This is a genomic window from Pseudarthrobacter sp. R1, from assembly GCF_024494415.1.
GTDB lineage: Bacteria > Actinomycetota > Actinomycetes > Actinomycetales > Micrococcaceae > Arthrobacter.
Genome location: NZ_JAMKFI010000006.1, coordinates 314,707 through 337,911, shown reverse-complemented (window position 1 = coordinate 337,911; position 23,205 = coordinate 314,707). Strand labels below are relative to the sequence as shown.

Sequence of the window (23,205 nt, the reverse complement as noted above, 5' to 3'; positions counted from 1 at the left end):
GTAACGTTTGATGCATGTCCTCCAACCCCCTCCGGCATGCCATGGCGTGCATGGGCGGCCGCGATCCGCATGAAAAGCACCGCGCCGCCACACCGCTTGAACTCTTTTTCGACCTGACCTTCGTGATCGCCTTCGGCGTTGCCGGCAGCCAGTTCGCCCATCAAATTGCCGAGGCGCACTTCGTTGCCGGGCTGATGGGGTTCGCCTTCGCGATGTTCGCCGTCATCTGGGCATGGATTAACTTCACGTGGTTCGCCAGCGCCTACGACACCGACGACTGGATCTTCCGCGTGGTCACGATGATCCAGATCGTTGGCGTCCTGATCCTTGCCATGGGAATCGAGCCCATGTTCCGTTCCCTGGCTGAGGGAAAGCATGTAGACAACGCGGTGATCGTGGGCGGCTACGTGATCATGCGGCTGGCACTGGTTGCCCAGTGGCTTCGGGCGGCCAGGCAGGATCCTGCCCGCCGCGGGACATGCCTGCGCTACGCCAAATACCTGGCGCTGGTGCAGCTCGGTTGGATCGCGGTACTGGTCATCGAGGCGGACGTACCCACCACATTCTTCATGATTGTGCCCTTGATCGTCCTGGAGATGGCCACCCCGTACGCCGCCGAGCGCAAAGCCCGGACCCCGTGGCACGCCCACCATATTGCCGAGCGGTACGGGCTACTGGCCATCATCGCTTTGGGTGAATGCCTCCTTGGTGCGATCGAGACGCTCCGCGCCATCGTGGCCAACCACGGCTGGAGCGTGGACGCCGCGCTGGTTGGCTTCGGCGGCACAGCCCTGGCTTTCGGTATGTGGTGGATTTACTTCATGCTTCCCGCCGGACGCGCTCTGCACCTGCGGCGCCACCGGTCATTCCTGTTCGGCTACGGCCACATCCCCATTTTCGCCGCGATTGCCGCCGCCGGCGCCGGGCTGCATGTCGCAGCATACTTTATCGACGACGAGGCAAACATCAGCGGGGCCGTCGCAGTGGCCAGCATCGCGGTTCCGGTGGCACTGTTCAAGGGTTCGCTGACCTGGCTGTACAGCGTGATGGTAGGCCCGGACCGGATAGTCATCACCATGGCGGCAGGCGTGCTGGCGGCGCTGGCCGCAGCAGTCGGCATGGCGGCAGCAGGAGTTTCGGTCCCGGCCTGCCTGCTGGTGATCGTGCTGGCGCTCGGCATGTCGATCGTCATTGATGAGCGCCGCGGTTCCGACCGGCTGCATGACGCCCTGGAGAAGCTCGAGACTACTGCTCCCCGGCCGTCCTAGCGTCGAAGGCCGCCCCGCCGGCGGCATCCGGTTCCTCGTAGGACAGGTTCTCATAGTCCGTGGTGTCTTCCTCGTCCAGCTGGTTGTCCAGCTCTTCCAGCAGCCACGGATTGACCCGTGCAAGGATCTTCCGGACCTCCTCCACCTCGACGGCGGCGTACAGCACCGGCCGGGCATCGCGGTACTTGGTGACTGGCGGCTTGTCCGGCCATTTCTCCGCCAACGCCTGGACCCTCTCGGGCAGTGAGTTGTGGGCGTTGTCGGCGATCTTGACCAACGCAGCATCATGGTCCTCAGCGATTTCGCGGATCCCGGCCTGGTAGTCATCCGGGTTTTCGTGCAGCCGGTTGGTGACGCGTTCGATAATTTCCACAGCCCGCTCGGACACGCCCATGTCCAGCAGCGCCTGGCGGGTTATTGGAGTGTCTTCGGCGATATCGTGCAGGTACCCGGCGATCCGGATGTCGTCGTCGAAATCCGCGAGGCCATCGCCAACAGCGAGGACATGTTCCCGGTACGGGCGCTTCAGCTTGTCCTTCTGCCGGTTGTGGGCCACCTCGGCGAGCACCTTTGCGGTCTCAACCGTAAATCTGGGCGCCGTGCTCTGCTCCGCGGCATGCTGGTCTGACATGTCCTAAGCCTAGGCTGAAGAGGCGGCCAGGGCTCAACCGGCTAAAACCGGTCTGTTCGCCTACTGCTTGCCGTACTTCCGATGAACAGCCTGCTTGCTCACCCCGAGGCACTGCGCAATGGCTTCCCAGGACAATCCGGCCTGCCGTGCGCTCCGAACAAGCGAGGATTCTGCCCGGCTCACTTCCTTCTGCAGCTCGGCGACGGCGTGCAGCGCCTCTGCCGGCCCCATTCCGTCCATTGATCCCACCAGCGTTTTCATGCGATCCACCTCCATGCGTCAACGTTAGTTGACGAGCTGTCGGGTGTCAACGAAAGCTGACGGCTAGTGGTGGCGCGCACCATCCGGATGAAGCCAACGCTTGGGGCGCGGAACTACACCCCTCGCCACACCCACGGTTCCAGAGGCAGAGTGGACGCATCGAAGGCCCCCAGGGCCTTCTCAAGTGGACCGGCGGGCAGCCCCAGCGATTCGAGCAGCCGGTTCCGTACAGCAGCGGCAGGGCTCCCCGCAGCTGCCAGATCCCGCAGCGTCACCGCGCCGTCCCGCTTTGCCAGCCGGACGCCGTCGGCATTCACCACCAACGGAACATGTGCATATTCCGGAGAAGGAATATTCAGGAGCGCTGCGAGGAACGCCTGCCGTGGAGTGGACGGGAGGAGATCGTCGCCGCGCACCACCTGATCGATACCCTGCTCAGCGTCGTCCACCACCACTGCGAGGTTGTAGGCCGTCACCCCGTCGTTGCGCCGCAGCACAAGGTCGTCCACCACGCCGGTATAGGTGCCGTGCAGCAGGTCGCGAACGGTGTACTGCGCGACGTCGGCGCGCAGCCGGATGGAGGCGGGACGCGTAGAGCGCTTGAACTCAAGTTCTGCGAGGCCGAGGCGCCGGCAGGTCCCGGGGTACGCACCCTGCGGCGCGTGCGGAGCGGACGGTGCCTCCTGGATTTCGCGCCGCGTGCAGAAACACTCGTACGTCAGCCCGGCAGCCTCCAAGCGGGAAATCGCGTCGGCGTAGTAGGGGCCGCGGGCAGTCTGGCGCACCACGTCGCCGTCCCACGTAATACCGATAGCCTCCAGGTCCCGCAATTGGTCCGCTTCAGCACCGGCGCGTGCGCGGTCCAGGTCTTCCACCCGGAGCAGGAACTTCCGGCCCGTGGACCGGGCGAACAGCCAGGCAAGGATTGCCGTCCGCAGGTTCCCTACATGGAGGTCACCGGAGGGGCTGGGGGCAAAGCGGCCTGCGGAGGTCATGGGTCAACCCTATGCGGGAAGGGCATGTGCCGGGACAGCACAAGAGCCCCTCAGCTACTGACGTCGGAAGATCCGACGTCGGTAGCTCAGGGGCTCTTGCAGGTGTTTGCAGAATGACCGTGGTGTGAACAAGTGTCAATCAGCGGCGGCCTCCTTGCGGGAAGCGGTGTCCAGTTTCCGGGTGGTGTGCCGGGAGCCTGTGAGCCTGAGGGAATCAGCGGTAGCTTTTGCCTTCGTTGCCACTATTTGAGCATAAAACAGGCAGGGTGGACCAACAGGCACTGTTTCCATTGATCAGTTTGACCAACGGTTTATGGCAAGCAGGATGCGGATTGATCGATATGCTTCCATTTCTGCCCAGCGGCCTATCCCACCGGTGCGGGCACTGGGGCAGCGGGTGGCTCAGCCTTGGTCCGCCGTTTCCCGAAACGCAGGTACAGGGACGGCAGGATGAAAAGGTTGAGGAGCGTTGAGGACACCAGCCCGCCAACGATGACTACAGCCATGGGATGTTCGATCTCATGACCGGGGATCGTGCCCATGATGATCAGCGGCACCAGCGCCAGCCCGGTGGCGAGCGTCGTCATCAGGATGGGAGAGAGCCGTTCCCCCGCGCCCCGCAGCACCAGTTCGGGCCCGAACTTTTCATTTTCGTATTTTTCAAGGTGCTGGCAATGGCTGATGAGGAGGATGCCGTTGCGCGCCGCGATGCCCATAACCGTCAGGAACCCTACGATCGAGCCGAGGGAGAGAACGCCGCCGCTCAGGTAGGCCGCAATCATTCCGCCGACGAGCGCAACAGGAAGCGTAAACATGATCAGCGCAGCCAGGCGCCAGCTGCGGAAAGATGCCTGGAGCAGCAGGAAAATGACCAGGAGAGCACCCGCGGCAAAGATCATGAGCTGGCGGGTGGCGGCTTCGCGTTCCGCGAACTCCCCAAGGACCTCGGCATGGTAGCCGGCGGGGAATTCCATCTCGGCGAGCTCTTCCTGCAGTTTCGTCACCAAGGTACCCAGTTCACCATCCGACGAGGCATTGGCACTGATGTCGATCCTGCGCGAATTGTTGTTCCGGTCAATGACGCTCGGAGTGGCGTTGACGCTTATGTCCGCCACGTCGGACAGCCGGATCTGAGCCCCGGACGGAGTTTGGATCGGCAGGTTCCCGATACTTGTAACGTCAGAGCGGATCTCCGGTGGGCTCCAGATGCGCACATCATAGACTTTCCCTTCGCGCCACAGGTCGCCCACTTCCTCGCTGGCCACCATTGCTGCCGCGGCCCGTCGGACGTCGCCGGGCTTGACGCCATAGCGCTTGGCCGCTTCGAGATTGACTTTCACGTCCAACTGCGGGATGTCGACCTGCAGCGAAACGTGCTCCTCCACGGCTTCGTCGATACCCCCCATCACCTCCTCGACTTCCTTGGCCAGCTCACGCAGAGTTTCGAGATCATCGCCGTAGACCCGGACTACCACCGCGTTGCCTTGACCCGTGAGCACCTCGCGGATCCGCTCCTTCAAGTAGGTCTGCACGTCGCGGTAGATCCCTGGGTAACCGTCCACTACCTCTTGCACGGCAGCCAGCGTCTTGTCGTAGTCGGCCGCAGGATCCACACTGATCCAGTTCTCGCCGAAGTTCACCCCCACAACCTCATCTGCGGCATTCGCCTGCCCGATGTGGGAACCGCAATTCAGCACTCCCTCCACGGCCAGCAATTCCTTGCAGGCACGTTCGCTGATGCGCACCTCCTCCGCCAGGGCAGTGCCCGGTTGGGTAACCCAGTGCATAAGGAAGTCCCGTTCCTTGAACGAAGGCAGCAATGCCTGGCCCAGCAACGGGGCCACCAGGACGCCGGCGAGAGTCAGGGCGGTGAAAGCCAGGTAGCCGGGCCCTGGACGCCGGACAACCCGGGACATCAGTTTGTGGTAGCCGCGCTTGAGGACCCGGACCAATGGCGGGTCCCGCGGATCCAACGGGGCCTTGCGCAGGAAGATGAGCGCGAGGGCTGGCGTGACGGTGAGTGCCACCAGCATTGAGGCGAAGACCGCCAGCGTGTAGGCGCTGGCCAGCGGACGGAAGAAAGCCCCGGTGAGCCCTTCGAGGAAGAAGATGGGTACCGCGGCCACCACGATGATGAGGGTTGCATACACGATTGGTCCGCGGACCTCCATGGAAGCTTCCAGCACAACGGATGCCGTGGACTGGCCGCTTGCGTTTAACCGATGCTGCCTCAACCGCCGGATGATGTTTTCGATATCGATGATGGCGTCATCCACCACCACGCCCACCGCGATGACCAGGCCGGCCAGCACCATGGTGTTCACGGTGCTGCCGGTCATCATGATGACCACGCCCGCTGTAACGAGGGACAAAGGGATGGCGATCAGGCTGATGAGGGCCGTCCGCCACTGGAAAAGGAAGGCCCCCAGCACCATCATGACCAACACGATGCCCAGCAGCATTGCCACGCTCAGGTTCTCCAGCGACTGCTCTATGAAGGTCGCCGGCCTGAAAATGGTGGTGTCGACGTCGATCCCCGCCATCGCCGGAGCCATCTGCTTCAGAGCCTCCTCCACCCCCCTGGTCACTTCGAGGGTGTTGCCCCAGGGCAACTTCTCCACGATGAGCATCAGGCCCTCGCCGTCATTGATGACGGCGTCACCGACGAGGGGGTTGTGGTCCATCACGACGTCGGCCACGTCGCCCAGCCGCAGGGGGTTCCCGTCTCGTTCCAGGATGGTGATCTTGGCCAGGTCCTCAGGAGTGCGGATGGACAGGACGTGTGAGATGCCAAGCCGTTGGTTCGGGGTGTCAACAAAACCGCCGGCGCCTACCAGGTTGCCTGTTGAATGCTTCAGCAGGCCGGCGTGCATTGCGTCGTTGGTAGTAGACATCACCTGCTCAAGGGACACCTTTTCGGCCAGCAGCCGGTCAGGCTTAACACGCACCTGGAGTGTTTCCTTCCGCTCACCCCAGATGGCAACGTTGGCCACGCCCGGGACGGAAAGCAGCTGCGCCCGGAGCTCGTAGTGGGTCAACATGGACATCTCGATCAGGCTCCGCTCCTTCGAGGACAGCCCGATTTTCATGACCCTGCTCGTGGACGACAAAGGCTGCATCATCTCCGGCGGCCTGGCCCAGCTGGGCAGGGTCGGCGTGACCGTTGCAACCCGTTCCGAGACCAACTGCCGCGCCTTCAGCAGATCAGTCCCCGGGTCGAAAATCATCAGGACCGACGAGAGCTGGGAAACCGATTTTGACCTCAGCTCGTCCAGGCCCTCCACGCCGTTGAGTGCTTCCTCGAGTGGAACGGTGATGAGTTCCTCTACCTCCGCGGCGGTCAAGCCCAGGGCGGCGGTCTGGATTTCCACGCGGGGCGGCGCGAACTCCGGGAACACGTCCACCGATGCCGAGCTGATCTGCACGGCGCCAACCATCATGATCCCGACGGCGAGCGCCACCACGATCGAGCGGAACTTCAGACTGAAGCCAATGAGCCTGCGCATGGCGTATCAGTGCGCCGTATCCAACTCAGCACCCAGCAGTTCGGCCGCACCGACAGTCACGATCGGGGTTCCAGGCTGGGGCCCGCTGGCCAACTTTACGGTCGGAGCCTCGATCCGTTCAACCGAGACGGGCGCCCGCACGAACACCAACGGCTCCGGGTTGGTGTAAACCCAAGTGCCGCCGCTGGCGTCGTAGATCAGGGCCGAGTAGGGAACGTGGAGTTTACCCTCAATGTTCTCCACGGCGCCTGTAGCCAGTCCCAACCGTTCTGTGGCTTTTTGGGTCAAGGTGATGCGGCTGACGTCCTGCCCTTCAACCTCCTCAAGGATGGCCGCTTCCAGCCCGGTGGCGGCGGGCGCCGTCTCAGGGGCTTTCCCGCACGCGGTCACAGTGCCACCTATCAGGCAAGCCATAACCATGGCCCCGGACAGGTGGCGCTTCCAAGGCACGTTTGCAGTCGTCATGACATTTCCGTTCTTACAGGGAGCCCCGCAACGTCGGCGGGGCCTTGTGGCTTCAGGTGGCCCTCCGGTGCGCCGGCGCCAAATACGAGCAGGAGGGTTGGCAGGACCATCAGGACAAACAGGGCGTGGCTCACTAAACCACCCCAGAGCACGATGGCCAGAGGCAGGACAGTTTCCCTGCCAACAACTCCCCCCAGTACCACCAGGGGGATAAGGAATGCGGCGCTGATAACGGCAGCAACCAGAAGCGGCACCAACCGTTCCTGGGCGGCTAGCCAAATCGAGGCACGTGAACCGTCCCGTTCCGGGGCTTCCTCCCGCGCCTCCACAGTTGCAGGATTGTTGGCCGCGTCCGGCGATTGGGCGCGCCGGACCAGCAGGATGGAGTCCCGCACGGCCATCCCCAACAGAGCCGCGAAAGCCAGGAGAGTCACCAGGGAACCGATGCCGCCCGAGAGGAACGCAGCCAAAACGCCGCCGGCAAGGGCGAACGGCAAGGCCAGGAATACGACCAGTGCCACCCGCCAGCTTCCCAATGCAGTCTGGAGGAGTACCAAAATGCCGATCAGCACGGCTCCGGCAACGGCCCAGGCCAGCCGCAGAGTGTCCTCCTGCTGGATGTACTGGGACGGCACTTGCGCGTGATATTCCGCGGGAAATTTGAGGTTAGCCAGCCCGCGGGTGACATCCGATGAAATGTCTTCAAGTGACCTGCCATCCACCTTGGCAACAACATCCATGTAGCGGGAGGTATCGATGTGGGTGATGACCGCCTCGTTCGGTGCTACCCGGACGCCGGCCACATCTCCGAGCCGGACGTGACCGCCGCCCGGCTTGTCGATCAGCAGCTCCTGCACGCTGGTAAGGCTTGAGTTGGTGGCCGGCGCGCCCTTCACCACCACTTGAAACACCTTCTGCTGTTCGAAGAGGTAGCCGACATCGACGCCCTGCAAAAGGATGGCTGCTGCACGCCGTACGTCACCGGGCTTAATGCCGGCCTGCTGGGCCTTGGCCAGGTCAACTTCGATTTCCGCGATGGGCTGGAGTTCCGGGAGGGACAACTGCGGGTCTACCAGGCCTGCGGTGGTTGACATCATCTCCCTGACGTCTTCCGCCGTTTCACGCAGGACCCGGGAATCCGCTCCGAAGACCCTCACCGAAAACTCGTGTTCTGATTGGCTGCGCTCGGCTTCGAGGCGGTTCTGGCCGTAGGAGAGCACGCTGCCGCTGATACCCGGGTAGCCGGAAACTACTTCATTCACAGCATCGGTCACACTTGAGTAGTCGGCGTCCGGCTCCATGGTTACCCAAAGTTCCCCTGAATTTACGCCAACCACACGGTCGGAGGTGATGGCGCGGCCCACGTGCCCGCCCACGCTGGCCACTCCGGGTACGTTCTTCAACTCGTTGCTGGCAAGGGCGGATACCCGGTTCATTTCACTGTTCGACGTTCCCGCAAGCCCATCCCACTGAACCAGCAGAATCCGATCCTGCAGGGCCGTCACCGAGGGCTGCCCAGCGGCGAGCGCCGGTATCCCTGCCACCGCACCCACCGCAACCAGAGCCACTGCAGCCAATGCCCAACGAGTGTTGGCTGTGCACCAGTCCAGCGCTTTCCGGGAGCCCTCCCGGATATTACCGGGAAGCTGCGGCGAGCGCTCCTCGCCCCCCATGAAGGTAAGGGCCAAAGCCGGGGTCAGGAGCCAGGCGACGAGCAGAGCGACGGCCAGCGCCAGCAGGAAGGACAGGACAAGGGGAACAAAGAGGGCCCGGTTCAACCCGGCCAGGAACAGCACGGGCAGCAGAGCGAGCGCCATGGTAAGTCCGGCGAAAATGATTGCATTGCGGGTCTGCTGGAGGGCGGCGGTAATGAGAGCCATTCGTGGCTCCGCGTTCACCTCTGCCTCCGCCGGGCCGCCGTCCATGCTCCCGCCGTCCGCGGCGTCAGGGGAAGTTGCAGCCGCGGCCCGCCGGCCGGTACCCGCGGCGGAAAGCTCCCGTCGCCGTCGTAACCCATTCAGGTCGGTCACCAGGTCGGTCACCACCACAACCAAAGCCAGAACCAGCCCGGCGAAGACCATGACGTTCAGCCCGATTCCGAGCACGAACAGCATGAGCAAAGCTGCCGCGGTGGATACTGTCAGGACAATCAGCCCTACGAGGGCCATTCGCCAGGACTTGAAGAAGAGTCCCAGGAGGAGGGCTGCCAGCAACAGGCCGACCAGTAAGCCAGTACCCAGGTTCTGCACTGCGGATTCAAGGAAAGTCGCAGGCCGGTAGACGCTTGTGTCCACGTTGATTCCTGAAAGGCCTGGCTTCAGGTCCTCCAGTGCCGCTTCAAGCGCTGCCGTGATCTCAGCCGTATTGGTTTCGGGAAACTTCTCGATGACCAGCATGAGGGCGGGATCCTCATCCGCCACTGCGTCGCCGATGAGCGGCTGATGGTTTTCCCTGACTGTGGCGACATCACCCAGTACCAGCGGAGTGCCTGTCACGTTTTCGACACTGACCTGCGCCAGGTCGCTGGGGGTGGTGATCGGCAGGACATGCTGGATGCCTATGCGCTGGTTACCAGTCTCCAGGAAACCGCCCGATCCCGGTGTTGAGGACTCAAGGAATGACAACGGGGACACCCACACCGCGTTGCCCGTCGTCCGGATGACCTGGTTAAGCGTGACCCCCCGGGCCTGAAGCACTGCGGGGTCCACTTCGACCTGCATCTGCTGCTCACGCTGCCCCCAGATGGAAAGGTTGGCAACACCGGGAACACCCATCAGGCGGGGCTTGATGTTCCAGCGGGCCAGGACGGACATTTCGATGAGCGGAACGTCGGTGGATGACAGGCGCACCATCATGACGCGGCTGGTGGAAGACTTCGGCTGCATCAGAACCGGGGGCGTTGAGACCCGCGGCAGGGAGCTGGCCTTGACCAACCGCTCGGCCACGAGCTGCCGCGCCCTGGGCAAGTCGGTGCCGGGTTCGAAGAGCAACTGGATGGAGGAAAGGCCCGGAACCGACTGGGACCTGATTTCATCGAGAAATGCGACGCCGTTAAGAAGGTCCACTTCCATAGGCGAGGTAATAAACTGTTCAACTTCAAGCGCGGACAGTCCCAAGGCTTCAGTCTGGATTTCAACTTGGGCGGGCTCGAATTCAGGCAGGGCGTCTACTGAGGACCTGGGAATGTACCAGAACCCCATCGCTATTATTCCTGCAGCCAATGCCAGGATCAGCAGCCGGAATTGGAAACTCCATCGTGCAAACAAACCGGTCATCGCTCATCCCAAGTGCAGGTGGTGGCCTCATTGCCAGTGCTCTAAGCTTCCCCCGGCGCAGGATCGGCAAACAGTCCCCAGATTAGTTAGGCGGATCCCCAAAATAGGGGGTTTTCACCTTTAGGAAGGGGGCCATTCACCTATACACCGGGGCGCGAGACGGCGCATACTGTGGCATAACGGGAACCGTGTACTTAATGCGCAACGATGCGCGTATGAACCGGTGATTGGGGATAATGGCAATGACGGCAGAAGCTGTTGACGGCGGCGTAGCCCAAACGACTGTCCTCGTAATTGATGACCACACCTCATTTGCGGAATTGCTGACATTGGCATTCGACCGTGAACCCGACCTTCAGGGTTTGGGTCATGCCAGGAACGCATCGGTCGGCCTCCATATGTGCCGGGCCCTTCAGCCCGACGTCGTAGTCATAGGCTGCGGCCAGTTGGAAGGCCGGGGCCCCGCAATTGCTGCAGAAATTGTTGCTGCCTTGCCGGGAATACGGGTGGTGATGCTGGCCAGCGAGCCCACGAGACAGGGCCTGGCACAGGCGGCTGTTGCCGGTGCCTCCGCGTTCCTGGCCAGGGACACGCCCCTTACCAAGCTCATTGCCACTGTCCGGCATTCGCATGCCGGCATCATCGAAGTCGATCCGCAGATCCTGGCGGCTTTCGGAGAACAGGCGCCGCCACCAGGCCCTGTGTCAACCGTGCCCTTGTTGACTAAGCGGCAGATGGAAGTGCTGCGGCTGATGGCTGAGGGTAAGGATGTGCGGTCGAACGCCAAGACCCTTGGTATATCCCAGAACACCTGCAGGGGCTATGTAAAGGCCATCCACTCCCGGCTTGGAGTCCATTCGCAGCTCGAGGCCGTAGTGATTGCCCGCCAGCTGGGCCTCGTGGCACCCGGGTAATGTGGCCTCCGGCTAATACAGTTGGCCCAGCTGACTTTGTCCGCTCCTGAACCGGGGTAACGGTGTTGAATCCTGAAGGGAAGGACGGGCCGTGCAGGAACTGGACGCCACCGATAAGCGCATCTTGCAGGGCCTGGATGAAGATCCGCGCGTCCCCATCATGGTCCTGGCACAGCGGCTGGGCCTGGCCCGCGGTACGGTGCAGAGCAGGCTGGAACGGATGACGGCATCGGGAGCCCTGCGCCCCAACAGCAGCAGGGTGCTTCCCGCCGCGCTGGGACGCGGAGTGGCCGCTGCCGTAAGCGCCGAACTGGACCAGAGCCACCTCAACGAGGCCATTGCCGCGCTGCGCGACATTCCCGAGGTGCTCGAATGCCACGCGCCGGCAGGGGACACCGACCTGCTGATCCGCGTGGTCGCGACAAGCCCGGACGACCTCTACCGTGTCTCGGAGGAAATCAGGCTTTGCCCGGGAATTGTGCGGACCTCCACCAGCATGTTCCTCCGCGAGGTCATCCCCTACCGAACCACCGGCCTGCTCAACAACTGACAGCTTAGACCGGCGGACCCGCGTTGGACTTCAGGTTCTTCATCACCAGGGTGGAGGTAAGCCGTTCCACGCCCGGCAGGGACGTGAGTTCGGCGTCGTAAAAGCGCTGGTAGGCGGGCAGGTCCTCAGCGATGACCTTCAGCAGGTAATCGGGCGAACCGAAAAGCCGCTGGGCTTCCACGATGTTCGGGTTGTCTGCGACCCGGTTTTCGAAGACCTCCATGGTGGAGCGGTCCACCTGCCGTAAGGTCACGAACACGATCGCCTCGAACCCCAGCCCCACGGCCGATGGATCGATGTCCGCCCGATAGCCCCGGATGACGCCCGACTGCTCCAGATCGCGCAGCCGCCGGTGGCAAGGGGCAACGGTCAAACCGACCTTGCCGGCAAGTGCGGTGGCGGTGATTCGGCCGTCCTCTTTCAGGTGGCGCAAAATACTTCGGTCAATGTGGTCAACCACGCAAGAATCTTACCGCCGACGCCGTGGTGCGAGCGAAAAGGGACAGCACTTCCGGGGCAAAAGTATCTAAGGTTTCTCCTGACGGACCACTTGGCAGGAGAAACAATGAACGCGGAGCTGTTTTTAGCCTTTGTGCTGGTGGCCGGGGCCCTGGCCTGCACGCCCGGGGTGGACTGGGCGTATTCCATCGCCGCGGGCCTGAGGCAGCGCAGCTTTGTGCCCGCGGTAGCAGGGCTGTGCAGCGGATACGTCCTCCACACAGCCTTACTGGTGGCGGGACTTGCCGCCCTGCTCACGGGAATGCCCGGCGTCCTTGGCTGGATTACGCTGGCCGGCGCGGGGTACCTGATGTGGCTGGGCGTGAGCACACTTCGTTCCTGGCGCGCCGCCAGCTTCTCGGCCAGGGCCGGCAATGACGGCAGCACCCGGCTCCGCACCTTCCTGCAGGGCATGGGAACCAGCGGCATCAACCCTAAGGGCCTGCTCTTCTATGTGGCGCTCGTTCCCCAGTTCGTGAGCGCGGAGGCGTCCCTGCCTGTCCCGGTGCAGTCGGGCCTGCTGGGCCTGACGTTCGTGCTGCTCGCAGGGCTCGTGTACACCGCCGTCGCCCTGTTGTCCCGTACCCTGCTGCAGAGCAGGCCGGGAGCCGCCCGGATGGTAACGCTGGCCAGCGGGATGATTATGGTGGCGCTTGGCGCCGCACTGCTCGGCGAACAGCTCCTGCCGATGTTTTTCGGAGCCCGGTTCGCGGGGAGCTAGCAAGAGCGTACCTACTCGTCGCTGAGCTTCTTCCAATCCTGTTCCCAGATCCGGCGCATCTCCTCGTCCTTGCGGATGGGAACCGGCGCTGCGATTTCCCGCTGCGGCACCGGGTCCTCGTGCCGCCGTCCCCAGTCGCGCGGATTGAGTGACCTGCGGCTGGAATCAAGAAGCAGCAGTGCCCGGTCCGTGAGGGCGTCGTTGCGCAGGGTGAGGTGGGTCTTCCGTCGCCGCAGGACCTCTGCAAGCGCCTGGTTCGCCGCATCCAGCCGGCCCTCCCGCCGCAGGGCCCGGGCACGCACCAGCAACAGGGCGGCAGAAAGGTCGTCCGCGTTGAGCAGCCCGTCGGTCCAGTCGATCACCGTCCGGCTCCGGCCCAGGGCCAGGGCGAGCGAGCAGCGCGCCAAGGCCATGGGGAGCGACGGCGGCAGCCCGGTCAGGGCGTCCAGCGCCGCCTCGGTGCGCCCCGTCTCCCGCAGTGCGTGCGCCAGTGCCAGGAACACCGACTCCTCGCTGAACAGGACAGGGATCTCCACGCGTTCGGCCAGCTCGATGCGGGTGACGATCCTGGTGAGGTAGGTGGACGAATAGCGGTTGGCTTCGTCTTCATTCCTGGTGGTCAGCCCGCGCTGGAGGAGCTCGGAAGCGCGCAGGTAGCCGCCCTGTTTGTAGACCAACAGCCCGGACATGAGGTAGCAAAGGCCGGCCCATCCGGGGTAGGCGCGAGCCAGCGTGATCAGCTGTTCGGGCTGGCGGCTCGTGAAGACTGCCTCGTGCACCGCCTTGGCCGGCTTGGGCAGCATCCGCTTCAGCCGCGGAACCTCCCCGTCCACAGAGAGCAGCGCCGGGTTACGGCCGCCCAGCACGCCGGTGAGCAGACCACCCACTCCCCCGGCAAGGTCATGGACGGGCGTGCGCAGCTGGGGCTGGCCGAAGGGCGTGAGGTCGCGCCTGTCCCAATAGATCGGTGCAGTATCCCCGGCGGTCATCTTTCCATGCTAACCGGGACTTCTGACAGCCGGGGAAGGCCCGTGAAGACGGCGGCGCAGGGACGGAACGGCCTGCCGGCCCTTGCCCGGTCACGATATTTCCGGAAGGGTAGTAACCACCCTTAGCAGTTTCCTCATCAGAAAAGGAGAATGCCGTGCAAATCGACAAGTCCCAGATCCTCGAGCTCCTCAGGAACCAGGGAGACAATGACAAGGCAGCCCAGGCCGAGTCCGAGCTGCCGGACCAGGTGGACACCGAGCAGCATGCCGGGCTCCTGTCCAAGCTGGGCATCAACCCCGCCGATCTGCTGGGGAAGCTTCCCGGTGGGCTTGGGGACAAACTGGGAGGACTGGGCCTCTAGCTCAGGGCCTTTCCATAAACCACTCAGTGAAGGCGGAAGCCCGGCCTGACTCATCGAGGCGCAGGACCCAGAGGTTGTCATAGGTGGGGCGCTCGCCCGAATAGGTGGTGACGCCCTGGATAAAGGCAGTGTCGCCGTCCGTACCCAGCAGCTCCCAGCTGAAGGTCCAGTCGTCGGGTTCATCGCGCGCTGCGAGCCAGCCGTCGACGATTCCATCCTGCCGCTGCCACGCCTGCGGGTCATGGGGCCGCGTCTCGTACCGTGCATCCTCGGTAAAGAGTGCACGGATGTCCTCGGACTTATTGCTGGTCCATGCGGCCTCGTACTTTTCCATCCACGCGGACACGTGCTCACGTGCTGTAGTTCGCTTGGTCATGCTGCCGTTCTACGCCCCGGTGCGTCCGGCCCGCAAGCGCTTCAGCCGTTGGCGGCGGCGATCCACACGCCCAGCACCCACGTGCTGGCGGCGAGGCACGCCAGCCCGAACTCGGCGAGCATGCCCAGCCCGGTTGCTTTGAGGGCAGCCCAGCTGGAGGTCGCCGCTGTACTGATGTTCCGGGTCCGGAGGAACTCGCTGAGCAAAAGGCCGGCAGCGAAACCGACGAAGAGCCCCACGACGGGAATGATAAACATGCCCACGACGCCCGTGACCAGCGCGGTTGCGATGCTCCTGCTGGGTATGGCGTGTTCCTTGAGCTTCCTGCCCGTGAGGACTGCGCTCGCGGCCATGCCCGCAACCACGAACACCATGGCAATGGCGAATACAACCCAGCCCGCAGTGCCTGCTCCGCCCCAGATGGCCCATGCCAGCAGGCCTGCCCCGATCAGGATGCTGCCCGGAAGCACCGGGATAACGGTGCCTGCCACGCCTACCAGAATTGCCAGGCCGCACAGCACGGTCACCACGGTCTCGGAGTTCATGGACCCAGTCTATGGTTGGCCCAGCCCAGCCAACGACGGCGGTGCCTCCCGCGCAGGGGAGGCGCCGTCGTCGTAATTTACGCAAGGAAAGGAGGCTACTCCGCTTCCACGGCGGCTGCGACAGCGGCGGTGACGGCCGGGGCTACCCGGGGGTCCAGCGGGCTGGGCACGATGTAGTCGGCCGCGAGGTCCTCCGCCGCGAGCTCCGCGATGGCATACGCAGCCGCAAGCTTCATGGCAGGGGTGATACGGCGCGCCCCGGCGTCCAGTGCTCCGCGGAAGATACCCGGAAAGGCCAGCACGTTGTTGATCTGGTTCGGGAAGTCGCTCCGGCCGGTGGCAACCACAGCAGCGTACTTCACGGCGACCTCGGGCAGCACCTCGGGGTCCGGGTTGGAGAGGGCGAAAACGATGGCGTCCTGGTTCATCAGGGCGAGGTGTTCCTCGTCCAGCTTCGAGGAGGAGACACCAATGAAGACGTCCGCCCCGGCCAGGGCCTCGGCAGGGCCGCCTTCGAGGCTGCGGGGGTTGCTGCGGCCGGCGATGTCGGCCTTCTTGCTGGCCTGGTCCGCGGCCAGATCGGTCCGGGTGCTGTTGATGATGCCACGGGAGTCCAGCAGGACCACGTCGGTGATGCCGGCTGCCAGCAGGATTTCGGCGACGGCGATGCCTGCCGCGCCGGCCCCGGAGACCACCACGCGCAGGGTTTCCAGCCCGCGGCCGGTCACCTTGGCGGCGTTGGTCAGCGCGGCGAGGGCAACGACGGCGGTGCCGTGCTGGTCATCGTGCATCACGGGGCAGTCCAGCGCCTCGATGAGCTTTTCCTCAAGCTCGAAGCAGCGGGGAGCGGAGATGTCCTCGAGGTTCACAGCGCCGAAGCTGGGGCGCAGGCGGACGAGGGTTTCCACGATTTCGTCCACATCCGTGGTGTTGAGCACCAGCGGGATCGAGTCCAGGTCGCCGAAGGTCTTGAAGAGTGCGGACTTGCCCTCCATCACGGGCAGGGAGGCACTGGCGCCGATGTTGCCCAGGCCAAGGACCGCGGTGCCGTCGCTCACGACGACCACCAGGCGCTCGGCCCACGTGAGGGTGCGGGCGAGTTCGGGCTTGGCGTGGATGGCGCGGCTGACCTCGGCCACACCGGGGGTGTAGGCGATGGACAGGTCGCGCTTGTTGGACAGCGGGACCGTGCTGGCGATGGAGAGCTTGCCGCCCTGGTGGGCTTCGAAGATCTCGGCTTCGCTCAGCGCGGTGGCTGCGGAATTGTCAGTGGCTGCAATTGCGTCAATGGACACGTCGTTGTCTCCTGGTGCTCGCCGTGGGCACACGGCACGTGGGGCCCAGGCCCAAACAGGCCTAAGGCGGAGTGGTGCGGCGGAAACCCAGGGGTGGCGGGTCTGGAAGGAGCGTCGGGGATGCGCCCTGCTGCTCCGTTGGACCATGGTAGGCAGCGGCGTGAGGGGCTTGTGCGCGATTTGACTGCCGGAACTCGTGCCAAAACGGTTCCGCAACGGCTTTCGTGACCCACGTCACGGTAATAAGGCCGATTTAAGGGCTTATTGGTCTAGACCGATTACGCGCTTTGATGGAGTGTGTAGCTGCCTTCCGCGGCTGGAGCGAGCCGTGCACAGGCCTTTTTAAGGTCCTCCTCGGCCTCGAAGAGTGAAAGGCGGCGGTTTCGGACGGACTGGACCAGACCAGTGACCGTCAGCAGGAGCACCTTGGCCGCCGTGGCGTCGCCGCAGGCATTGGCCACCACTTTTTCACTCAGCGCGTCGATTTCGTGCAGGAGGGCTGTGGTGTCCCTGTCCGGAAGGTAGACGCCGCGGCTCAAGCACTGTTCAACCGCGGGCTGCATAACGCGCATGTGGAAGATCTCCATCACCAGCCCGCCCAACGCCCTCCCCCGGAACCGCGCCGCAGTATTCCGCCCGGCAACCTGCAGCTCCCCAAGCTGGTGGCGGTAGAGCGCCAGCATCAGATGGGTGCTGGTGGGGAAGTACCGGAACAGGGTGCCCAGGGGTACATCGGCCTTCGCCGCCACCTCGGGCAGTTCCACTGCGTCCAGGCCCTTCCGGGCAAAGCCGCCGGCGGCCTCAAGGATGCGCGAATAGCGCAGGCGCTGGCGTGGAGCTGAGGGCATGGCAGCCATGGGCGGATGGTCTGGAAAAGTCTCAGGCATCAGTATTCCGGGGTTGTGTTTGACGGTGCAGCAGCCGGGAGCGTCCCCATCCCGGACCGCCTGCAATCCGGTTCAACTATACGGCACAGTACTGTGCCGTAATTAGTCAGCCTGCCTTAGCTTCCGGGGTTTCAGCCGGTTAGCGGACGCCCTTGATCTTGACGACAAACACCGCACCCAGGAGGCCCATGACAGCCGCAGTGATGAACAGCGTGAAGTACCCCCCGAAGTGCGTTACCGCGAGGAACGCGAGGCCGGTCGCGAACACCTGCGGCAGCGAGGCGGCCACGTTAATGACCCCCATATCCTTGCCACGGTCGGCGGCCTGCGGCAGCACCTGCGTCAGCAGCGCAAAGTCAACGGCCTGGTAGGCGCCGAACCCCACGCCGAGGATGGCGGCGCCAACCAGGGCGCCAGTCCATACTGGGAAAAACGCCATAGTGAGGCCCGCGAGGGCAATGAGGGCTGAGGATCCGATCACAAACGGCTTTCGCCGGCCCAGCCGGTCGCTCCACGGCCCCGCGATCACCGCAGTAACCATCACCAACGCCGCATAAATGCCGGTCAGGATCAGGACTCCCAGCGCCGGGTTCTCAAGCTTGAGGACGTCCGCAAGGAAAAAGATCAGGTACACAATGGTCAGCTGATTGCAGACGTTCACCAGGAAGCGGGTGAGCCAGGCCCAGGCGAAGTCCGGGTGGCGGGCCGGGCTGATCCAGAAGCCGCGGAGGAAGCTGCGCCACGAGAAAGGCGGGCGGAGCGCCCCCGGCAGCGGCGGGTCATTCCGGTGGAACAGGTACGGCAGCACGGAGAACAGCAGGGCGGCAGCACACAGGGCGTACCCCACCATGTAGTTTCCCGACACCACCGCCCCGAAGACTGAGCCCAGGAGGATGCCCGCTGTTTGGCCCAGAGCCGCAAGTCCACCCACTCCGCCGCGCTGCAGCACCGGCACCCGGTCCGGGATGGCGGCGGTGATGGCCGCATAGGCCGCGTTGGCGCCCAGCTGGACCAGGCACCAGAACAGGACCATCATGGCAACAGCCGTGGCCCCGGACAACGCCAGCAATGCTGCCGTGGCCAGGACGGCACCGCCCAGTACCCAGGGGGCACGCCGGCCGAAACCCGAGACCGTCCGGTCAGAGAGCGCACCGAACAGTGGATTGGCCACCAGGGATACGGCGGCACCGCACCCAAGTACGAGGGAGGCGATGGCTTCCTTGTTTGTTTCGTCGATGCCAATGGCCTGCTCGGCGATAAAGATGTTGATGGGCCCGAAGAACGCGGCGTTGATGCCAACGTTGACCAGCACCAGCCCCGTGACCCACCGCGCGGTGACCTTCGCCGTCGGCTCGGCGAGCGCCGCCGTCGGACCGTCCTGCCCGGCGTCGTGCTCCAGCGGAGCGGGCGTATCGGACAGACTCATGATGTACTCCCCCGCTGCGGCTGATTGGCTAGGGAATCAGACTATCGTGGGCTTTACCGTGCCGCCGCTGCCAGAGGGCGCGCGGCGACCACTGACGGCAGCCCGGGCATCAAGGAGAACCACATGAGCGCAGCGTCCACTCCGGCGGAGAGCACCGCCGTCAACACCGCAGACCTCTACGACGAGCGCGGCGAGGAACTGGCCTCGATATCACTGCAGTTCCAGTCCCTGGGCGGCCGTTCACACTTCAGCGGACAGGCGCGCACTATCCGCTGCTTCCAGGACAACGCGCTGGTGAAGTCCACCCTGGCAACCCCGGGCAACGGCAACGTGCTGGTGGTGGACGGCGGCGGCTCGCTGGGCACAGCCCTGATGGGGGACATGATCGCCGAAAGCGCCGTGGCAAACGGGTGGGCCGGCGTCGTCATCAACGGAGCAATCCGCGACCGTGAAGCGATCGCCGGGCTGGACCTCGGGGTGAAGGCCCTGGGCAGCAACCCGCGGAAGAGTGCCAAGGCTGGCGCCGGCGAGGTGGATGTGGACCTGGTGGTCGACGGCGTGACCATCCGGACCGGGACCATGATCTGGTGCGACCCGGATGGCATCCTCGTGGAGCGCTAGCCCCGCCAGCAGAAAGTTCTGGTCCCGGGGAATAGACCTGCGCGTAACATAGTTACTGAAAGCAACTATCCGCGCCTGATTTCTTCCCCTGGAGCACCCATGCCCAAACCCGCTGCCGCGCGCGCCGCAGGAGACACCCTGACCCCGCGCCAAATCGTCACCGTGATGGTGGGCCTGATGCTGGGCATGTTCCTGGCATCGCTGGACCAGACAATTGTGTCCACGTCCATCTACACCATCGCGAATGACCTGGACGGGCTCTCGCTCCAAGCCTGGGCCACCACCGCCTACCTCATTACGTCCACGGTGAGCACCCCGCTGTACGGCAAGCTCAGCGACATCTTCGGCCGCCGCCCGCTGTACCTGACCGCCATCGTCATCTTCCTGGCGGGATCGCTCTACGCAGGCTCGGTCCACTCCATGACCGAACTGGCCCTTGCCCGCGGCGTCCAAGGCCTTGGCGCTGGCGGCTTGCTGGCCCTCGCCCTGACCATCATCGGCGACATCGTCTCACTGAAGGACCGCGCCAAGTACCAGGGCTACTTCATGTCCGTGTTCGGCGTCTCCTCGGTGCTTGGCCCCGTAGTGGGGGGCGCTTTCGCCGGTTCCGCCAACATCCTGGGGTTCGAGGGCTGGCGCTGGGTGTTCTTTATCAACCTGCCCATCGGCCTGGCCGCACTGGCAGTGGTGTTCCTGTTCCTGCACCTGCCGGTGAAGCACGTGAAGCAGAAGATCGACTACTGGGGCGCAGCGGCTATCACCCTGGCGATCGTGCCGCTGTTGCTGGTGGCGGAGCAGGGGCGCAGTTGGGGCTGGGCATCCCTGAACTCCTTCCTCTGCTATGGCCTGGGCGTGGTGGGCATTGTCTGGTTCCTGCTAGCGGAAAAGCGTGCCGGCGACTACGCGCTGATCCCGCTGCGGCTCTTCCGGAACGCAACCTTTGGCCTGTCGTCGCTGCTGAACTTCATCATCGGCATCGGCATGTTCGGGGCCATCGCCATGCTCCCGATGTACCTGCAGCTGGTCAAGGGCCTTACCCCCACCGAGGCCGGCCTGATGATGATCACCTTCACCGTCGGCATCCTCACCGGCTCCATCACGGCGGGCCGCACCATCTCGGCGTCCGGCACCTACAGGATCTTCCCCATCATGGGCACGGCCATCCTCACCGCCGCTGCCCTGGTAATGGGGCTGTCCCTGGGCGTGGACACCGGCCTCTGGGTCCCGGGGGTGATCGCGGTGTTCTTCGGCATGGGTCTGGGCTTCTGCATGCAGCCGCTCACCCTTGCCATGCAGGTGTCCGTGCCGCGCCGCGACATGGGCGTGGGCACCTCCTCCGCCGCGTTCTTCCGGTCCATGGGCGGCGCAGTGGGCACCGCCGTCTTCATTTCCATGCTGTTCAGCCTGGCCGCCACCCGGATCGCCGACACCATGAAGTCCGCGATGGGACGTGCCGAGTACCAGGCAGTCCTTCAGGATCCCGCGGTGGCCGGAGACCCGGCCAACGCCAAGCTGTACGAGTTCTTCCGGGACGGAGCCTCCAACGAATCCCTCAACGACACCAGCTGGCTTCACACCGCCAACAGCACGCTGACCCGCCCCATTACCGAGGGCTTCGCCTATGCCATCGACGCCGTGATGCTCACGGCGGCCGTGCTCACCGGCATCGCATTCCTGATCAGCTTCGCGCTGCCCAACAAGAAGCTCACGGACTCCAAGGCGGTTCCGCAGGAGCCGGCCGCGGTTCACTAACCGCCCTGCCCTGCACCATGTGACGACGACGGCGGGCGCCTCCCGCCGTCGTCGTCCTCTGTTTCGGGGCAAGCAGGCTCCTGGCACCCCTCGACTGGAACAGTCCGCGGTGGCGTGGAACACTGTGTAGCGCGTGTGCGCCGGCCAGGTGGCCGGTTCCGCAGCCGACGACGTCCGCACCGCATCCACCCGAACCCAAACCAAGGGAGAACCATGCCCACTGCCCAGGAGCAGACAACAGCCAAGATACCGCGGCGGGTGATCTGGCTGGCGCTCGCAGGTGCGGTGGGCGGATTCCTGTTCGGCTTCGACTCGTCCGTGGTAAACGGCGCGGTGGATGCCATGAAGGACGAGTTTGCGCTGTCCGAGGCTGTCACAGGCTTCGCCGTGGCCATCGCCCTGCTGGGCTGTGCTGCAGGCGCGTACCTGGCCGGAAAAGTCGCCGACCGGTACGGACGCATCCCCGCCATGAAGCTGGGCGCACTGCTCTTCCTGGTCAGCGCCCTCGGCACCGGCTTCGCCTTCAGTGTCTGGGACCTGATCTTCTGGCGCCTGGTGGGCGGGCTCGGCATCGGCCTTGCCTCGGTCATCGCCCCTGCATACATCTCCGAGATTTCGCCGCGCAAGGTCCGCGGCCGGCTGGCGTCACTGCAGCAGCTCGCCATCACCACAGGCATTTTTGCGGCGCTGCTCTCGGACGCGCTGTTTGCCACCAGCGCCGGCGGCGCCGACCAGGCCTTCTGGCTGGGGATCGAGGCCTGGCGCTGGATGTTCCTTGCCGCCGCCCTGCCGGCAGTGGTTTACGGCTGGGTGGCCTACACCCTTCCGGAGTCGCCGCGGTTCCTTGTGTTCCTGGGCAAGGAAGACGAAGCACGCGACGTCTTTGACTCGATCGCACCGGCCGAGGACACCGACCGGCACATTCGCGAAATTCGTGAAGCGATCGAAGAGGACAAGCTGGCCGGCCAGAAAGGCTCGCTCCGCGGCAAGACCTTCGGCCTGCAGGCGGTTGTCTGGGTGGGCATCGTCCTGTCCGTGCTGCAGCAGTTCGTGGGCATCAACGTGATCTTTTACTACTCCACCACGCTGTGGAAGGCGGTGGGCTTCCAGGAAAAGGATTCGCTCACGATCTCCGTGGCCACCTCCGTCACCAACATCCTGGTAACCCTCGTGGCCATCGCACTGGTGGACCGCATCGGCCGCCGACCCATCCTGCTGGCGGGCTCGGTGGGTATGGCTGTGTCCCTGGCTGCCATGGCCCTGGCATTCGCCTCCGCCGTTGGATCCGGCACCGAGATTTCTTTGCCCGGAGCCTGGGGTCCGGTGGCCCTCGTGGCGGCCAACGTGTTTGTGGTCAGCTTCGGCGCGTCCTGGGGCCCGCTGGTGTGGGTGCTCCTGGGCGAGATCTTCCCGTCCCGGATCCGTGCCCGCGCCCTTGGCCTTGCCGCCGCTGCGCAGTGGGTGGCGAACTTTGCCATCACGCTCAGCTTCCCGGTCATGGCCGCCGGTTCGCTCCCGCTGACGTACGCCATGTACGCACTGTTCGCGGCGGCGTCGTTCTTCTTTGTGATGTTAAAGGTGCCGGAGACCAACGGGATGTCCCTGGAGCAGGCGGAGACGCTGTTTGTGGCGAAAGGCTCCGCCAAGGGCTAGACGCTCTCTCACCTAATGGGGGTTTTTACGGAACGCTCTCTCACCTAACGGGGGTTTTTACGGAACGCTCTCTCACCTTTGGCAGCCCCGCAGACTGTCAAGCTGTGTGGAGTCATTGGGTTGGTTGTTTTGTTGTTGCCGGTAGGTTGATGCCGGCGTGGCTGGCGGGGGTTGGTGTGCTGGGGCGCTGGTGGAAGCGTGCGGGGTTTTTGTCG

Annotated in this window: 21 protein-coding genes; 8 read left to right on the top strand and 13 right to left on the bottom strand. The window is 64.3% G+C overall.

Annotated elements, in window-relative coordinates; translation table 11 throughout:
• The first annotated feature begins 14 nt into the window (after window positions 1-14).
• Complete coding sequence (locus M8J71_RS07620) at window positions 15-1,268, top strand: low temperature requirement protein A (RefSeq protein ID WP_256247341.1); 1,254 nt, start codon at window positions 15-17, stop codon at window positions 1,266-1,268.
• Here the strand turns inward: M8J71_RS07620 and M8J71_RS07615 are convergent.
• The 6 genes from M8J71_RS07615 to M8J71_RS07590 form a co-directional block, all read right to left on the bottom strand.
• Window positions 1,246-1,899, bottom strand: a complete 654-nt coding sequence (locus M8J71_RS07615) for an HD domain-containing protein (protein ID WP_256247340.1) — start codon at window positions 1,897-1,899, stop codon at window positions 1,246-1,248. The two genes, M8J71_RS07620 and M8J71_RS07615, sit on opposite strands and share 23 nt — an antisense overlap.
• A 60-nt stretch (window positions 1,900-1,959) precedes the next feature.
• Window positions 1,960-2,160, bottom strand: a complete 201-nt coding sequence (locus tag M8J71_RS07610; RefSeq protein ID WP_374114820.1) for an AsnC family protein — start codon at window positions 2,158-2,160, stop codon at window positions 1,960-1,962.
• 113 nt (window positions 2,161-2,273) lie between these two features.
• The gene (gene gluQRS, locus M8J71_RS07605) at window positions 2,274-3,155 is read right to left on the bottom strand and encodes a tRNA glutamyl-Q(34) synthetase GluQRS (protein ID WP_256247338.1); all 882 of its coding nucleotides are present in this window, start codon (window positions 3,153-3,155) and stop codon (window positions 2,274-2,276) included.
• 365 nt (window positions 3,156-3,520) lie between these two features.
• The gene (locus M8J71_RS07600) at window positions 3,521-6,661 is read right to left on the bottom strand and encodes an efflux RND transporter permease subunit (protein ID WP_256247337.1); all 3,141 of its coding nucleotides are present in this window, start codon (window positions 6,659-6,661) and stop codon (window positions 3,521-3,523) included.
• 6 nt (window positions 6,662-6,667) lie between these two features.
• Entirely contained in the window at window positions 6,668-7,126 is a 459-nt protein-coding gene (locus tag M8J71_RS07595; RefSeq protein WP_256247336.1) for a hypothetical protein, read from the bottom strand.
• Window positions 7,123-10,401 (bottom strand): efflux RND transporter permease subunit, encoded by a 3,279-nt coding sequence (locus M8J71_RS07590; RefSeq protein ID WP_256247335.1) that lies wholly within the window; start codon window positions 10,399-10,401, stop codon window positions 7,123-7,125. The genes M8J71_RS07595 and M8J71_RS07590 overlap by 4 nt, the downstream gene beginning before the upstream one ends.
• Before the next feature lie 242 nt (window positions 10,402-10,643).
• Between M8J71_RS07590 and M8J71_RS07585 the strand changes: the two genes are divergently transcribed.
• On the top strand, window positions 10,644-11,315 hold the full coding sequence (locus M8J71_RS07585) for a response regulator transcription factor (RefSeq protein ID WP_256247334.1): 672 nt from the start codon (window positions 10,644-10,646) through the stop codon (window positions 11,313-11,315).
• 91 nt (window positions 11,316-11,406) lie between these two features.
• The gene (locus M8J71_RS07580) at window positions 11,407-11,865 is read left to right on the top strand and encodes an Lrp/AsnC family transcriptional regulator (RefSeq protein WP_256247333.1); all 459 of its coding nucleotides are present in this window, start codon (window positions 11,407-11,409) and stop codon (window positions 11,863-11,865) included.
• Window positions 11,866-11,869: 4 nt separating this feature from the next.
• On the opposite strand, the gene M8J71_RS07575 is transcribed toward M8J71_RS07580, so the two are convergent.
• The gene (locus M8J71_RS07575; RefSeq protein ID WP_256247332.1) at window positions 11,870-12,325 is read right to left on the bottom strand and encodes an Lrp/AsnC family transcriptional regulator; all 456 of its coding nucleotides are present in this window, start codon (window positions 12,323-12,325) and stop codon (window positions 11,870-11,872) included.
• Between the two features lie 105 nt (window positions 12,326-12,430).
• Here M8J71_RS07575 and M8J71_RS07570 point away from each other — a divergent pair, with 105 nt between their 5' ends.
• Window positions 12,431-13,084 carry a LysE family translocator gene (locus tag M8J71_RS07570; RefSeq protein ID WP_256247331.1) on the top strand — a complete coding sequence of 218 codons (654 nt, stop codon included), beginning with the start codon at window positions 12,431-12,433 and terminating at the stop codon, window positions 13,082-13,084.
• 11 nt (window positions 13,085-13,095) lie between these two features.
• On the opposite strand, the gene M8J71_RS07565 is transcribed toward M8J71_RS07570, so the two are convergent.
• Window positions 13,096-14,073, bottom strand: a complete 978-nt coding sequence (locus M8J71_RS07565; RefSeq protein ID WP_256247330.1) for a hypothetical protein — start codon at window positions 14,071-14,073, stop codon at window positions 13,096-13,098.
• 155 nt (window positions 14,074-14,228) lie between these two features.
• Between M8J71_RS07565 and M8J71_RS07560 the strand changes: the two genes are divergently transcribed.
• A complete protein-coding gene (locus tag M8J71_RS07560; protein WP_256247329.1) occupies window positions 14,229-14,435 on the top strand; it encodes a hypothetical protein in 207 nt (68 codons plus the stop codon).
• 1 nt (window position 14,436) lies between these two features.
• On the opposite strand, the gene M8J71_RS07555 is transcribed toward M8J71_RS07560, so the two are convergent.
• The 5 genes from M8J71_RS07555 to M8J71_RS07535 all read right to left on the bottom strand — a co-directional run bounded on the left by M8J71_RS07555 (window position 14,437) and on the right by M8J71_RS07535 (window position 18,964).
• The gene (locus M8J71_RS07555; RefSeq protein ID WP_256247328.1) at window positions 14,437-14,811 is read right to left on the bottom strand and encodes a nuclear transport factor 2 family protein; all 375 of its coding nucleotides are present in this window, start codon (window positions 14,809-14,811) and stop codon (window positions 14,437-14,439) included.
• A gap of 41 nt (window positions 14,812-14,852) precedes the next feature.
• Window positions 14,853-15,356 (bottom strand): DUF456 domain-containing protein, encoded by a 504-nt coding sequence (locus M8J71_RS07550; RefSeq protein ID WP_256247327.1) that lies wholly within the window; start codon window positions 15,354-15,356, stop codon window positions 14,853-14,855.
• Window positions 15,357-15,451: 95 nt separating this feature from the next.
• A complete protein-coding gene (locus tag M8J71_RS07545; RefSeq protein ID WP_256247326.1) occupies window positions 15,452-16,651 on the bottom strand; it encodes an NAD(P)-dependent malic enzyme in 1,200 nt (399 codons plus the stop codon).
• 278 nt (window positions 16,652-16,929) lie between these two features.
• On the bottom strand, window positions 16,930-17,538 hold the full coding sequence (locus M8J71_RS07540; RefSeq protein ID WP_256247325.1) for a TetR/AcrR family transcriptional regulator: 609 nt from the start codon (window positions 17,536-17,538) through the stop codon (window positions 16,930-16,932).
• Window positions 17,539-17,677: 139 nt separating this feature from the next.
• Window positions 17,678-18,964, bottom strand: a complete 1,287-nt coding sequence (locus M8J71_RS07535; protein WP_256247324.1) for an MFS transporter — start codon at window positions 18,962-18,964, stop codon at window positions 17,678-17,680.
• Between the two features lie 123 nt (window positions 18,965-19,087).
• Between M8J71_RS07535 and rraA the strand changes: the two genes are divergently transcribed.
• The 3 genes from rraA to M8J71_RS07520 all read left to right on the top strand — a co-directional run bounded on the left by rraA (window position 19,088) and on the right by M8J71_RS07520 (window position 22,990).
• The gene (rraA, locus tag M8J71_RS07530) at window positions 19,088-19,585 is read left to right on the top strand and encodes a ribonuclease E activity regulator RraA (RefSeq protein ID WP_256247323.1); all 498 of its coding nucleotides are present in this window, start codon (window positions 19,088-19,090) and stop codon (window positions 19,583-19,585) included.
• 99 nt (window positions 19,586-19,684) lie between these two features.
• A complete protein-coding gene (locus M8J71_RS07525; protein WP_256247322.1) occupies window positions 19,685-21,337 on the top strand; it encodes an MDR family MFS transporter in 1,653 nt (550 codons plus the stop codon).
• A gap of 213 nt (window positions 21,338-21,550) precedes the next feature.
• Window positions 21,551-22,990, top strand: a complete 1,440-nt coding sequence (locus M8J71_RS07520; protein ID WP_256247321.1) for a sugar porter family MFS transporter — start codon at window positions 21,551-21,553, stop codon at window positions 22,988-22,990.
• Window positions 22,991-23,205 lie beyond the last annotated feature (215 nt).

Bases quoted from the DNA above. Each gene is read 5' to 3' on its own strand.
- M8J71_RS07620 (WP_256247341.1), top strand. From the start codon at position 15: ATGTCCTCCAACCCCCTCCGGCATGCCATGGCGTGCATGGGCGGCCGC.
- M8J71_RS07615 (WP_256247340.1), bottom strand. From the start codon at position 1,899: ATGTCAGACCAGCATGCCGCGGAGCAGAGCACGGCGCCCAGATTTACG.
- M8J71_RS07610 (WP_374114820.1), bottom strand. From the start codon at position 2,160: ATGAAAACGCTGGTGGGATCAATGGACGGAATGGGGCCGGCAGAGGCG.
- gluQRS (WP_256247338.1), bottom strand. From the start codon at position 3,155: ATGACCTCCGCAGGCCGCTTTGCCCCCAGCCCCTCCGGTGACCTCCAT.
- M8J71_RS07600 (WP_256247337.1), bottom strand. From the start codon at position 6,661: ATGCGCAGGCTCATTGGCTTCAGTCTGAAGTTCCGCTCGATCGTGGTG.
- M8J71_RS07595 (WP_256247336.1), bottom strand. From the start codon at position 7,126: ATGACGACTGCAAACGTGCCTTGGAAGCGCCACCTGTCCGGGGCCATG.
- M8J71_RS07590 (WP_256247335.1), bottom strand. From the start codon at position 10,401: ATGACCGGTTTGTTTGCACGATGGAGTTTCCAATTCCGGCTGCTGATC.
- M8J71_RS07585 (WP_256247334.1), top strand. From the start codon at position 10,644: ATGACGGCAGAAGCTGTTGACGGCGGCGTAGCCCAAACGACTGTCCTC.
- M8J71_RS07570 (WP_256247331.1), top strand. From the start codon at position 12,431: ATGAACGCGGAGCTGTTTTTAGCCTTTGTGCTGGTGGCCGGGGCCCTG.
- M8J71_RS07565 (WP_256247330.1), bottom strand. From the start codon at position 14,073: ATGACCGCCGGGGATACTGCACCGATCTATTGGGACAGGCGCGACCTC.
- M8J71_RS07555 (WP_256247328.1), bottom strand. From the start codon at position 14,811: ATGACCAAGCGAACTACAGCACGTGAGCACGTGTCCGCGTGGATGGAA.
- M8J71_RS07550 (WP_256247327.1), bottom strand. From the start codon at position 15,356: ATGAACTCCGAGACCGTGGTGACCGTGCTGTGCGGCCTGGCAATTCTG.
- M8J71_RS07540 (WP_256247325.1), bottom strand. From the start codon at position 17,538: ATGCCTGAGACTTTTCCAGACCATCCGCCCATGGCTGCCATGCCCTCA.
- M8J71_RS07535 (WP_256247324.1), bottom strand. From the start codon at position 18,964: ATGAGTCTGTCCGATACGCCCGCTCCGCTGGAGCACGACGCCGGGCAG.
- rraA (WP_256247323.1), top strand. From the start codon at position 19,088: ATGAGCGCAGCGTCCACTCCGGCGGAGAGCACCGCCGTCAACACCGCA.
- M8J71_RS07525 (WP_256247322.1), top strand. From the start codon at position 19,685: ATGCCCAAACCCGCTGCCGCGCGCGCCGCAGGAGACACCCTGACCCCG.
- M8J71_RS07520 (WP_256247321.1), top strand. From the start codon at position 21,551: ATGCCCACTGCCCAGGAGCAGACAACAGCCAAGATACCGCGGCGGGTG.